This window comes from Ruminococcus sp. RTP21484sp1_RTP21281st1_A8_RTP21281_210402, assembly GCF_040914025.1.
Taxonomy (GTDB): domain Bacteria; phylum Bacillota; class Clostridia; order Lachnospirales; family Lachnospiraceae; genus Blautia_A; species Blautia_A faecis.
The window spans coordinates 23,108-36,579 of sequence record NZ_JBCPGE010000016.1; the positions used below are offsets into that span (position 1 = coordinate 23,108).

At 44.3% G+C, this 13,472-nt stretch carries 10 protein-coding genes, 1 tRNA gene and 1 pseudogene; 2 read left to right on the top strand and 10 right to left on the bottom strand.

Going from position 1 to position 13,472, the window contains the following annotated elements; all coding sequences use genetic code 11:
* Window positions 1–205 precede the first annotated feature (205 nt).
* The 5 genes and pseudogenes from AB5170_RS09380 to AB5170_RS09400 form a co-directional block, all read right to left on the bottom strand.
* Window positions 206–1,042 (bottom strand): carbohydrate ABC transporter permease, encoded by an 837-nt coding sequence (locus AB5170_RS09380; protein ID WP_118581591.1) that lies wholly within the window; start codon window positions 1,040–1,042, stop codon window positions 206–208.
* The gene (locus AB5170_RS09385) at window positions 1,042–1,896 is read right to left on the bottom strand and encodes a carbohydrate ABC transporter permease (RefSeq protein ID WP_195983006.1); all 855 of its coding nucleotides are present in this window, start codon (window positions 1,894–1,896) and stop codon (window positions 1,042–1,044) included. Before AB5170_RS09385 ends, AB5170_RS09380 begins: the two co-directional genes overlap by 1 nt.
* A gap of 194 nt (window positions 1,897–2,090) precedes the next feature.
* On the bottom strand, window positions 2,091–3,368 hold the full coding sequence (locus AB5170_RS09390) for an ABC transporter substrate-binding protein (RefSeq protein WP_256144472.1): 1,278 nt from the start codon (window positions 3,366–3,368) through the stop codon (window positions 2,091–2,093).
* Between the two features lie 312 nt (window positions 3,369–3,680).
* The gene (fba, locus tag AB5170_RS09395; RefSeq protein ID WP_148463679.1) at window positions 3,681–4,550 is read right to left on the bottom strand and encodes a class II fructose-1,6-bisphosphate aldolase; all 870 of its coding nucleotides are present in this window, start codon (window positions 4,548–4,550) and stop codon (window positions 3,681–3,683) included.
* 183 nt (window positions 4,551–4,733) lie between these two features.
* A pseudogene (locus AB5170_RS09400) lies at window positions 4,734–4,832 on the bottom strand (DUF6783 domain-containing protein); the annotation flags it as partial.
* Between AB5170_RS09400 and AB5170_RS09405 the strand changes: the two are divergent.
* Window positions 4,817–4,900, top strand: a complete 84-nt coding sequence (locus AB5170_RS09405; RefSeq protein WP_334285894.1) for a hypothetical protein — start codon at window positions 4,817–4,819, stop codon at window positions 4,898–4,900. The pseudogene AB5170_RS09400 and the gene AB5170_RS09405 overlap by 16 nt on opposite strands.
* Before the next feature lie 13 nt (window positions 4,901–4,913).
* Window positions 4,914–4,995: transfer RNA gene (locus AB5170_RS09410), tRNA-Tyr, on the top strand.
* Between the two features lie 455 nt (window positions 4,996–5,450).
* Here the strand turns inward: AB5170_RS09410 and AB5170_RS09415 are convergent.
* The 5 genes from AB5170_RS09415 to AB5170_RS09435 form a co-directional block, all read right to left on the bottom strand.
* A complete protein-coding gene (locus AB5170_RS09415) occupies window positions 5,451–7,583 on the bottom strand; it encodes a glycoside hydrolase family 13 protein (protein WP_173770005.1) in 2,133 nt (710 codons plus the stop codon).
* A gap of 342 nt (window positions 7,584–7,925) precedes the next feature.
* The gene (ftsH, locus tag AB5170_RS09420; protein ID WP_173770425.1) at window positions 7,926–9,776 is read right to left on the bottom strand and encodes an ATP-dependent zinc metalloprotease FtsH; all 1,851 of its coding nucleotides are present in this window, start codon (window positions 9,774–9,776) and stop codon (window positions 7,926–7,928) included.
* A 16-nt stretch (window positions 9,777–9,792) separates the two neighbouring features.
* The gene (gene hpt / locus AB5170_RS09425; RefSeq protein ID WP_173770426.1) at window positions 9,793–10,320 is read right to left on the bottom strand and encodes a hypoxanthine phosphoribosyltransferase; all 528 of its coding nucleotides are present in this window, start codon (window positions 10,318–10,320) and stop codon (window positions 9,793–9,795) included.
* Window positions 10,313–11,848 (bottom strand): tRNA lysidine(34) synthetase TilS, encoded by a 1,536-nt coding sequence (gene tilS, locus AB5170_RS09430; RefSeq protein ID WP_173770427.1) that lies wholly within the window; start codon window positions 11,846–11,848, stop codon window positions 10,313–10,315. The genes hpt and tilS overlap by 8 nt, the downstream gene beginning before the upstream one ends.
* Window positions 11,849–11,970: 122 nt before the next feature.
* Window positions 11,971–13,461: a SpoIIE family protein phosphatase gene (locus AB5170_RS09435; RefSeq protein ID WP_173770428.1), complete on the bottom strand. Its 1,491-nt coding sequence runs from the start codon at window positions 13,459–13,461 to the stop codon at window positions 11,971–11,973.
* Between the last annotated feature and the right edge of the window lie 11 nt (window positions 13,462–13,472).

The window sequence follows — 13,472 nt, forward strand, 5'->3', positions numbered from 1 at the left end:
CTGTCAGAAAAGCCAGAAATTTCATATCGCCTGTTGCTTCTGCCTCTTTTTTTCTGTCTGGCGCACATGAAATCTTATATAAAGATAAAGATAGCCCCTCGCATCTCTGCAAAGAACTATCTTTATTTTAACATTCTGGTATCATATTGAAAAGGGAATAATCTCCAAATTTCTCAGGTAAAAACCGTTCTTTTACCCAAAGAAATCAACCCTTAACTGCACCTGCAACAACTCCCTCGATAATATATTTCTGGCAAACCAGATATACAACAATAATCGGGATAATGTCGATCATAATACTTGCCATCATCGGTCCCATCTGCACATGACCATAGCTTCCACGGAAATACTGGATTGCCATTGGAATTGTTTTATACTTCTTAATATCCAGAACCAGTGTTGGAAGAAGGTAATCGTTCCATACCCACATCAGTTCCAGAATTGCAGTAGAGATAATGGTTGGTTTCAAAATCGGAATCAAGATCTTAAAGAAAACCTGCAGAGGACTGCATCCATCAATCATGGCAGCTTCCTCAATTTCCAGCGGGCTTCCTTTTACAAAACCGGTAAACATAAATACTGCAAGTCCGGCACCAAATCCAAGGTAAACAATGCAAATGGTGTATGGATTATTCAGTTTCAAAGTATCTGCTGTTTTTGCCAGGGTAAACATAACCATCTGGAAAGGAACAACCATACTGAATACGCAAAGGTAATACAGAACCTTGGAAAGCAAGCCGTTTACACGTACAATGTACCATGCGCACATAGAGCAACAAAGCAGAATCAAAACAACAGACATAACTGAGATCACAAGGCTGTACCAGAAGGATTTCAGGAAATCCATCTGTGTGACGCTGGCTATAAAGTTCTGGATTCCGTTCCAGGTCTCAGATGTAGGAAACTGGAAAACACCAGATGTAGTAATTGCGGACTCCACTTTTAAGGAGTTAAACAGGATCATAACAATCGGGTAGATCCAGATAATTGAAATTATAGAAAGAATTATAGTTGGGATAATACTTTTTTTCTTATCTGCCATTATGCCTGCACCTCCTTAGATGATGTTGCACGAAGCTGGATCAATGCGATTGCAACAACCAGTACAAAGAATACAACTGCTTTTGCCTGGCCGATCCCCTTCCATGCAGGGCCGCTTCGTCCGTAGAATGTATCGTAAATGTTCAGTGCCAGTAACTGTGACTGTTTTCCAGGATCTCCGCCTGTAAGGGAAAGGTTCTGGTCGAACATCTTGAATCCGTTTGTAAGAGTAAGGAATGTACAAATTGTAACAGATGGCATGATCATCGGAATCTTGATTTTAAACAGGATCTGTGATGCGGTTGCGCCATCAATCTGTGCGGCCTCAATCAGATCCGGAGATACGTTATTAAGACCAGCCACATAAATGATCATCATATATCCAATCTGCTGCCATAACAACAGGATGATCATTCCAATAAAACCATTTGTTGCAGACAACTTCAGAAGAGGCTGTCCCCACATGGAAAGCAGACCGTTTAACAGTGTCTGCCAGATATAACCAAGTACAATACCACCGATCAGGTTCGGCATGAAGAATACAGTACGGAACACGTTTGTTCCTTTGAAGCCTTTTGTCAAAGCCAATGCAATGGAAAATGCCAACACATTAATCAGAATACTGGAAACAAATGCGAATACAACGGTCAGCCAGAATGCATGACTGAAGTCACCGCCGATAAAAATTTTCTGATAGTTGGAAAGTCCAACCCAGACTACATCTTTTACAGTTGAAAATTTACAAAATGAAAGATAAATACCCCAGATAAACGGCCATAAGAAACCTATAATAAATGCAGCCAATGTTGGCAGAACAAATACCGGCCACCATTTTTTCAGAGATTTTCCTACCATTTTTCACTCCTCCTTTTCCTGTTATGACACCTTTGTGGAAGATTATCCACCACCCCAAAACATTACATCATTTTCCCATTAAAATGGGGAGGCTGTATTTCGCCTCCCCACCCTGTTCACCATTCTATATTATGTCCTGAATTTCTTCTGGACATATTATATGCTGTTGGAAAGAAATTTATTACCTGTTACGATTATTCGGAAAGAGCTTTCTCAGTTGCCCAATTGTCAACGAATGCGGAAACTACATCATCCCAGGAACCGCTTCCTGCTGCATATAATGTAAGCGCTGTACCAAGACCGTTCTTCCACTCTTCAGATGGCATTGTTGTGAAGTTCCATGATACAGGTGTAAGGCCAGCTGCTGTATACTCTGCATCCTGTTTTACAAATACGTTTGTGGGCTCCTGTGCTGTTTTGAAAGGAATTGTAAAGCCCAGGTCTTCTGACATAGCCTTTGTTCCATCCTCAGAAGTTACGCACCAGTTCATGAAATCAAGTGTTGCCTGAATATCTTCTTCAGAAGCTTCTTTGTTTACACACCAGAAGTTCTCTGTACCAGTTGCAAGACCTTCGTTCTCATCATCAACACCGAAGTAAATCGGGATCATAGCCAGCTCATCATCGCTGTATGTCTTGGACAGTTCGCCATATTCCCAGGAACCATTCTGATAGAATACTGCATCACCGTTGATGAACTCGTTACGGGAGTCATCTGCTGTCTTAGCAGAAAGCTCTGCTCCATCGCAGGTAGAATCTGTAATGTAAAGATCAAATACGTTCTTATAGTTATCAAGGTATGTTCCCTTGATTGCATCTGTATCATCGATACCATCTGCCTGATACTCATAGTAGATTGGGAGGTTTGCAAGGTGTGTTTTGAATCTCCAGTCAGAGGATCCGTCCATACCAGCACTTGTGAAAGCACCCTTTACTCCAAGCTCATCTTTTCTTGCCTGGATGTCATCAGCAACCTTTTTCAGATCATCAAAACTCTTAATATCGTCTACTGTGTAACCAGCTTTTTCCAGTAAGGTTTTGTTTACGATCAGTCCATAGGACTCGATTACGTATGCGATACCATCAACTGCATCACCATCTTTTACAGTGTAAGCATCAGATGTAAGCTGTGAGTAGATATCAGATCCGGACAGATCATAGCAGTAATCTTTCCAGTTCTTAAGTCCTACTGGTCCGTTTACCTGGAAAAGTGTAGGAGCATCGCTCTTAGCCATCTCAGACTGAAGTGTGGTCTCATACTGTCCGGAAGCTGCTGTAACAACTGTTACCGGAACGCCTGTTTCTTCTGTATATTTTGCTGCCAGGTTCTGCCATGCTTCATCCTGCTCTGGTTTGAAGTTTAAGTAGTAAACCTTTCCAGCTGCATCATCAGCCATAACCGGTAATGCCGGTACCATAGAAGCTGCCATAACTGCGCTAAGTCCCATTGCTGCGATTTTTCTCATCTTCATAATTTTACTCTCCTTTTCTTTGAGAACCGTTTCTTAAGATGTTTATATAATACTGATTTTTCTGTTAAAAAACCATGATAAAAAATCAAGAAACATGTTCATTTTTTTAGAGAGTGATATTTGAATATGGATATTTTATCGCAACTTGTACAAAACATTACAATTTTTATCAGGTCCGGACTTTGAATAATAATTCGGGTCACAAGCCAGAACCTGTTGGAAAAAGCAGTCTGTGAAACATCTCATATATGCAAAAGAGGACTGCTTGCGCAGTCCCCTTTCTCGTTCCGCATGTGCGGAGAAAAATCATATTCAGGCTTTTCCAACGGATCCGAAGATTTCCATTTTCTCTTTAACAGTAGCCTTGATTGCATCGAAGCCAGGTGCAAGAAGCTTACGTGGGTCATATCCTTTACCCTGCTGATCTTTGCCTTCCTCGATGTATTTACGTGTAGCATCTGCGAAAGAAAGCTGGCACTCTGTGTTAACATTGATCTTGGAAACTCCAAGGTCGATAGCTTTCTTGATCATGTCTGTAGGAATACCTGTACCACCGTGAAGTACTAACGGCATATCACCTGTAAGCTGCTGGATTGCATCCAGAGTCTCAAAGCTTAAGCCCTTCCAGTTAGCCGGATATTTACCATGAATGTTACCGATACCTGCTGCCAGGAAATCGATACCAAGATCAGCGATCATCTTGCATTCCTTAGGATCTGCGCACTCGCCCATACCGATAACGCCATCTTCCTCACCACCGATGGAGCCAACCTCTGCCTCTAAGGACATTCCGTGCTCTCTTGTGATCTTAACCAGTTCTTTAGTCTTAGCAACGTTCTCTTCGATCGGGTAATGAGAACCGTCGAACATGATGGATGAGAATCCAGCCTCAACACATTTCAGGCATCCTTCATATGAACCGTGATCCAGGTGAAGTGCAACCGGAACAGTGATCTTCTGCTCTTCCATCATACCTTTAACCATTCCAACAACAGTCTTATAACCAGCCATGTACTTACCAGCGCCTTCGGAAACGCCCAGAATAACCGGGGAGTTCAGTTCCTGTGCTGTAAGCAGGATAGCCTTTGTCCACTCAAGGTTGTTGATATTGAACTGACCTACTGCATAATGTCCAGCTTTTGCTTTTTTCAGCATTTCTGTTGCATTAACTAACTCATACATGATAAAATTCCTCCTATCTTTGGAAACACCTTAACTATTTCCATTGTCTGTAGTTTAGCAGATTTTTCCCCATTCGTCTACCTCTTTGCAAAAAAAATGAGTTATTGATTCTTTTTTCATTCACCTGGAGCGTATTTGAAAAAAGCTTTCTGCAAGATGTGCGTCACAATTTGTGGAAGATTTTGTCCGGATGAGGGCGCCGTAGCGGGCTACGGCAACTGAATTCGGGCAAAATATACTGCAAAGTGGGCGTGCAGATTGCGGGAATGATTTTTCAAACACGCTCTGGCGCGCAAAACATCAAAAAAACTGAAAAAATATCTTGCAAAAACTTTCTTCTTTGTATATAATAAATTCATTCAAGGATGGATTCCCGAGTGGCCAAAGGGGACAGACTGTAAATCTGCTGGCGATGCCTTCGAAGGTTCGAATCCTTCTCCATCCACTACTACTCCAGAGCATATTCGCTCTGGAATTTTTCTGTCATACGCCAAAGCGGTTCGAATCCTTCTCCATCCACTACTACTCCAGAGCATATTCGCTCTGGAGTTTTTCTGTCATATGCCAAAGCGGTTCGAATCCTTCTCCATCCACTATATTCTAAACTCCCAGGTATTTTTGTCTGGGAGTTTTTTATCCCTCTTCTCTGTATCAGCAGCGAAGCGCCCTGATACCAAACTTTCTTTTTCCGCCTGGAATACTCAGCCGCGAGGAGGGGCCTATGGGCTGGCGGCCATTGCGAGGATTCCAGGGATTTTTCATATATGCGCAGGAGGTGGAGCACTGTCTGAGGCCACCCCGTGGCCGAGTTTGCTCCACCTCCTGCAAATAAGCGTATATGGAAAATCCCGGAACCGCAGCTCTGGCCGTCAGCCCATAGGTCCCTCCTCGCGGCGTCCCTTAATCTTCCACAAATATAGTCGGATTCTCACACTTATGATACAACACCATCGCCCCAAACGCTGGCATCGGCACCCTGATCACACCTACCTTAGCTGTATATTCATATTCCTCCGTGGTATATCCATCACGGTAAGACAGCATGATCCGCTTCAATACAGAATCCTTCAATCTGCTGATTCCCGTCTTCCAGACCTCAATCTCAACCTCCCGATCCTCATTCCGGTTATTCAGAATCACGATCATTCTTTCATCATGGGAAAATCTTCCGAAGCAAAGTCCCTGATAATCATTCCAGAGGAACACAAGGGAACCATTACTTAAGAAATCATATTCCTTATGGATCTTAATCATATCTCTGTGGAACGCAATCATCATCTGATCCTCATGTCCCCATGGATAAGTTCTTCTGTTATCCGGATCTGTAAAGCCACAGACACCTGCCTCATCACCATAATAAACAGTTGGTGCTCCCGGCCAGGTCATCTGCACCACAACACCTTCACGCATCACTGCAGGATTGATGTTCTGGGAAGCAGCTTCCGCACCGGCATAGGAAATCCTTCCCACACGGCGGTTTGTTCTGGTGAGAAATCTGGAATGATCATGATTGGACAGCTCATTCATGGACGTATAAAGTGCAGACATATGAAGTGCCCTCATATGAGTCTTCATAGCCCCAATAAAGGCATCACTGTTTCCATAAAGATCATCCCTGCACTCATCACTGTGCTTCTCCATGCCCGTCAGGAACCAGGTCAGAGGTTCCATAAAGGCATCGTAGTTCATAACCGTATCCCACTCATCCCCTTGCAGCCAGCTCTCCGGATTTCCGTAATGCTCTGCCAGAATGATCGCATTGGGATTTGCCTCCTTTACAGCTTTCCGGAAATCCTTCCAGAACTGATGGTTAAATTCGTTGCTGTGCCCAAGATCTGCCGCCACATCCAATCTCCATCCATCTACATTATAAGGCGCAGAAACCCACTTCTTACCAATCTCCAGAATCTTATCATACAGATCCCTGGAGGCTTCATAATTCAGCTTCGGCAAAGTATCATGAGTCCACCATCCATCATAGGTAGGATTGTACGGCCAGCGGTTCTCGTCATAGAAATTAAAGTAATACCTATATGGACTGTCTGCAGAAATATACGCTCCCTTTGGATATCCCTCCTGGTTCTCATAGATCCGCTCTCTGTCCATCCATTTGTTAAAAGATCCACAATGGTTAAACACTCCATCCAGGATTACTTTCATGCCTCTCTTATGGATTTCCTCCACAAGCTTTGCAAACAGTTCATTACTTGCCTCCAGATTCCGCTTATCGGTCACACGCTTAATAAATTTCCGGGCATGGGCATTCTCGCGGTCCCCCTCATTCAGAAGGCCATCATCCATATCCTCCACGATCTTGCCGTAATGGGGATCCACATACTCATAATCCTGAATATCGTACTTGTGATTACTTGGAGAAACAAAAATCGGGTTCAGATAAATAACATCCACTCCCAGATCCTGCAGATAATCCAGTTTATCCATAATTCCCTGCAGGTCACCGCCATAAAACTCCCGCACCCCCATTACTGCCGGAACTTTTCCCCAGTCTCTTACCCTGGAAGTCATATCGCCAATATAAAAATATTCACGATCCTCCACATCATTCGTCGGATCCCCATTGCAGAAGCGATCCACAAAAATCTGGTACATAACAGCACCCTTCGCCCACTGGGGTGTATCATAATCCGGATAAATCTCAAACTCCAGACGCTCCTCCGGGTTCATGGAAACACCCTGATAATTATAATAACAGGTCACCCATCCGTATGTGATCTCAAAATGGTAACGGACAATCTCCTCTCCCATAATAATAGAAGTCTCATAATAATCAAATCCATTGGATTTGGCCACACGCTCCATCTGTTGACGCTTGCCATCGTATACTAAATAAACCATATCTACGTTGTTCCGCTTGGTGCGGAAGCGGATACGGACCTTGTCTCCTGCTTTGGGATTTGACGGACAACGGTAATAATCAGAACCATCGCTGAACAATGCCTCTGTATTCAAAACCGGTCTCATATTCAATATATATTGCATTTTTTTCATTACATCTGCATTATTACGATCCATAACATCCCTCTTTCAAAAAAATTACACCCTATATTTTAACTGAAAACATTTCTTCCCACAACTGTTAAAATTCGGCTTATTCTCCAAATTTCCGCCCAGCTTACCGACGTTTTCACCAAAGAACTCCCACCACATTTCAAGCACGCTCTAAAATACCTTATTCATTTAACGTAAAAAAGACAGCCGGTAAAAGCTGTCTTTTTTGGAGAAGGTATTTCTTCTTATGGGGTGTAGCAAAAACTATATAATGTATTGGGGGGTTTTTACGATGTATATAGTACCATGTGTCCACCAAAAAGTGTGCACAAACTTCACAAAAATCACTATTATTTTTTGTGCATGTTATATACTTTCATTTGATTCACCCGATTTTTCCATTGTAAAAAGTGCTTCAAATTCATCCCGATGAACTTTTTCCTTCTCGAGAAGGAGCTTGGCACAGCCATGAAGAACCTCCATATGCTCAGAAATAATCTTCTTCGCATTGTCATGACACTCCTCAATGATACTGTGAATCTCACTGTCAATTGCCTTGGCAACATCCTCGCTGTAACCGCGGGTGTGCGCCAGATCTCGTCCAATAAATACCTCATCGTCATCATCTCCATAGGAGATCAGTCCAATCTTATCGGACATACCATACTTGGTCACCATAGCTCTTGCTTCGCTGGTAGCCCGCTTGATATCGTTGGATGCACCAGTTGTAATATCGCCGAAAATCAGCTCCTCTGCCACACGTCCTCCAAGAAGTGTGGTAATATCCTGGAGCATTTTACCCTTAGTATTAAATATTTCGTCATTCTCTGGAAGAGGCATGGTATAGCCGGCTGCTCCCATTCCGGTAGGGATAATGGAAATGGTGTAAACAGGCTCCATATCCGGCAGCACATGGAACAAGATTGCATGGCCTGCCTCATGATAAGCGGTGATCCTTTTCTCCTTCTCGGAGATCACCTTGCTCTTTTTCTCTGCACCGATGCCAACCTTGATAAAGGCATTCTTAATATCTTTCTGGCGAATAAATACATGACCTTTTCTGGCTGCAGCAATAGCCGCCTCATTCATCAGGTTCTCAAGATCTGCACCTGTAAATCCAGCTGTAGTCTGAGCGATCTGTTTCAGGTCTACATCCTCGCCAAGAGGTTTATCCTTGGCATGGACATGGAGGATCTCTTCCCTTCCTTTAATATCCGGACGACCTACGCCAACCTTGCGGTCAAAACGTCCCGGACGAAGAATTGCAGGATCCAGAATATCCACACGGTTGGTAGCGGCCATTACGATAATGCCTTCATTTACCCCGAATCCATCCATCTCTACAAGAAGCTGGTTCAGAGTCTGTTCCCTTTCATCATGACCGCCTCCCATGCCGGTTCCACGCTGTCTTGCAACAGCATCGATCTCATCAATAAAGATGATACAAGGTGCGTGACGCTTGCCCTCTTCGAAAAGATCTCTTACACGGGAAGCACCTACACCAACAAACATTTCCACAAAATCAGAACCGGAAATGGAGAAAAACGGAACTCCCGCTTCCCCGGCAACAGCCTTGGCCAGAAGCGTCTTACCAGTTCCTGGAGGTCCTACAAGGATAACTCCTTTCGGGATTCTGGCTCCCACCTTGGTATACTTCTGGGGATCCTTCAGGAAATCTACAACCTCCTTCAGCTCCTCCTTCTCTTCCTCCAGGCCCGCTACGTTCTGGAAAGTCACTTTCTTATCATCCGGCATGGACATTCTTGCCCTGCTTTTGCCGAAATTCATCATCTTGGCATTGGTTCCACCACCCCCACCTGACATCTGACGGTTCATCATCAGCATGAGGAAGATGATAAGACCACAGGTAAGAAGTACCGGGAAAACAGAGTTCATAAATACACTCTGCTTCGGCACATCCTCAACAGCAGGATCAAGCCCGCTCTCTCGAAGAAGCTGCTCTGCCTCATTTACATCTGCCACATAAATACGCTTCTGTCCCTCGCCGCTTACATTCACGATCACAGAACCTGTTGGAACCTCACTGTTCTGATGGATCGTGGCACTGGTCACCTTTCCGTCTGTCACTGCCTGCTCCAGCTGTCCATAAGTATAATCACTCTGGACAGCTACCTGATTGTTCAGATACAGGTAACCTGCGATCAAAGCTACGATCAGGACAAGATACAAGCCAATTCTGCCTGACTGCTTATTCACTTGTATAATTCTCCTTTCATTCGAACTCTACCACTCCGATGTATGGCAGATTTCTGTATTTCTGGGCATAGTCAAGACCATAGCCCACAACAAACTCATCTGGAATATTGAAGCAGCAATAATCCACATCAACCCCTTTTACCACTCTGCGGTCCGGTTTGTCCAACAAGGTGCAAAGTCTCACGCTGTTTGGATTACGTCTCTTCAGAACGTCCAGCAGATAGCTTAAGGTTCTTCCGGAATCAATAATATCCTCCACAACAAGAACTTCTTTATCTTCAAGAGGCTGATCCAGATCCTTGACGATCTTTACAACTCCGCTTGATTTGGTGTCATCTCCATAACTGGAAACAGACATGAAATCAAGAGTTACCGGCACTGTGATTCTCTTGGCAAGCTCACACATGAAAAATACTCCGCCCTTAAGGACGCAGATCATGTGGATTTCTTTTCCCTTGTACTCTTCGCTGATTCGGGCTGCTACTTCGCAGATACGCTTCTCCACAGTCTCCTCATCCAGTAAAACTCTGATTTTTTCACTCATGATTATCTTTTCCTCCTTGGTATTGTATTTCCAATATTCTCCTGGTTCTGGGAGCTATTTTATAATTCTCATTTATTCTGCCTCCCACCACCCACAAAACCTCAGAGCCGGTACATAGAAGCAAGATGCTGTCTCTTTCCTCTGATGGGATCTTCTCATCTATAAAATAACGGTTCAGCTTCTTGCTGCTCCCTTTGTCATCTACAATGAGAAAATCTCCCGGCTGTCTGGTCCGGATGGACAGTTCCTGTTTTATTTTATCATAATCCAGCCATTTCGTATACTTTTTTTCTTCAATCTTCTGGCCTTCATTAGAAAATATTTTCAGATAAAAAACATTATCTGTAAAAAGTACCTGTTCACAAGCAGTTTTCAGCTCCTTTTTACTCAACTGGACACTTTTTTGCAGTGCATTCCTCTCCTGATTTTTTTCAACTTTCACTGGATCGTACTCTTTTGAACTCAGATTTCTATCTGATATTCCCAGTAATTGTCTTTCTCCAAGCAAAATTCCTCCATAAGTTCGAAGCGCCGCCAGATCATAAGGCAGATTGATCCGTCGTCCCACCTGAAGCTTCAGAAGGCTCTCCACACTTTTTACATGAGCAGCTGTAAAATCCTTACGTTTCCCAGCCAGCTCTTCAAAAACCTGAAGCACTCCGTAAGAAGCTATGGCAGGCTCATCCCGCCAGAATGCTTCTGACAGGAAAATTCCCCGCTCCCTGTTTTCCCCATACTTTTTCACAAGGCGTTCTCCCTGACGGGACAAATACTCCTCTGCCTGACTAACAAGACTGGCCGTCTCCGCCATATGGCGGACAGCAGAAGCATTCACCTGTTCTTCCAGAATAGGCAATATCTGATGTCTGATCTTATTTCTTGTATAATCATCTGTAAGATTGGTACTGTCTGTTACATAGGGAATCTGTTCTTTTATTAAATAATTGACAATTTCCTGTTTATTTAAACACAAAATGGGCCGAATAATTTCATCCCGCACCGGCAAAATAGAAGCCAGACCTTTCAGCCCCGTTCCTCTGCAAAGATTGTGGAGCAAAGTTTCCGCCACATCATTTTCATTGTGGGCCAGAGCAATACGGATCCGTAATTTTCCTTCTCTGGCGGCAGAGACTCTTCCCCCACCCTGGAGGTCAGCCGTTTCTGATTTTCCAAAATAATCAGCTTCTGCCCTGGAAAACGCATCCTGTCTGACTTTTCTTCCTGTCTCTTCCAGTCCCATTTTCCATTTCTTTGCAAGCTCCGGTACCGGGTAATGATAGGATAAAAAAGGAATCGTCCATTTTTCGCAGGTCTCTCTTACTACTCTTTCATCCCGGTCAGCTTCCTCGCCGCGGATTCCATGATGCACATGTACCGCACACAGCGAAAAAGTTGCTTCAGCCTGATATCTTTTTAACATTTCCAGCATAGCCATGGAGTCTCCTCCTCCGGAAACTCCGGCAAGGACCACATCCCCATCCACTACCATGCCATGTTCTTTCATATATGCTTTCACTTTCTGATACATACTAGCTCTGCCTCTGATACGTTACTGATTCTTTCGTGAACCGTAACAATATTACTTCTTTCAAATATATTTCATATGCTCATATGATTCCATATCTGTTTTTTGCTCAAAAACTAATGCTTCTATTTCTTCCACATTCCAGCTACAAGAACCGTCATATCATCCCTGGCGCAGTAATCGCTGTATCCCAGCACCCGCTCCAGAATCCCCCGGCTCATCTCCTTGGGAGTCTCTTCATGGATATCCATAATGATTTCTTTCATGGTCTCCTCCTCCCGCATGGCAGGCAGCGCATCCAAGACGCCATCTGTCATCATGATCAGATAATCCCCGTGATACAGCTTCCTTGAAGATGTTTCAAAATCCACCTGCTGTATCAGCCCTGCCGCCAGACTCTCTGAAGAAATGGCCTCCACCCAGTGATCCCTTTTGATAAAAGTGGCGGAAGCCCCCGCTTTCAGGAAGTTACAGATTCCCGTATATAAATCCACTGCGCAGATGTCCACTGTTGAAAAAATCCCTTCCTGTCCCTTCATCACAAGAGCAGAGTTCACCATTTTCGCCGCCGTCTCCTGGGTAAAACCGGATTCCAGAAATTGTTCCAGAAGTTCTACCACTTCCTCGCTTTCCCGGCATGCCTCCACCCCGGAGCCCATTCCATCAGAAAGACACATTACAAAACGGCCTGCCTCTTCCTGTCTGCAAATATAATTGTCTCCGGAAACCTTCTCCATTTCCTTGGTCAGCTTTGCCACTCCGTAAAGTACCTGATAGCTTACATCCTCCATAAAATGAACCGTATGGTATTCTCCATTTACAATTCTTCTTCCCCCTCCTGCTGCCGCCATGGGAGTTCCGAACTCCTGGGACAAAAGCTGTGCCACCTCATTAACAGAAATGCACTGCCCGCTTCTGGCACGCATGGTAAGAAAAATCTCACGTCTTCCTTCCACCTTATCCATCACCCAGACCTGCTTCACCACAATGTGGCGCTTCCTGAGAATCTTCTGCAATTCCGTCATAAGCTGGGGATCCGCAATGGAAATGTCGTACAGGTCTTCTGCCACCATATCCATGATTCTGGACATCTCCTGGAGTTGCTGTGCCACGGCAAGGCGGCTTTCGATCATCCGGTTGTCCCATATCAGCTTCTGCCGCTCCCTCATATAAGAGTTACCAAGTGTCTCATAATACTGGGAAAAACGACTGCATACACTCATCCAGTCGCTTTTTGTCTCCTGTATTTTCTCCTGATTTCCCTCCTCCATGGAACGAATCATCCGCTCGCTTCCTCTGTACATTTCCTGCGACTGGGTGCCCCAGCAGATTTCCCGCTGATAACAGTGGCTGCATATCTCATCACAGGTCTCCCTTATGATTCCATCCACCTGGCCGTTGCTTAAATAGTCTTTTCGGTAGGGTAATCCATAAAAGCTGTCTGCAAGCTTCCGAAAAGAAGCAGCATACCGCTCCACCTTCTCCTTCTGGGGATTTTTCTCTTCGGCCGGCTGCTCTGCCTTAAGGAAACTTCTTCCCCTGAAAAAAACTTTTGCCATGTCCCGCAGCACCAGCAGCACACTGATCACGAGCATGGCAATTATCCATTCCTGCATATTCTCCCCTC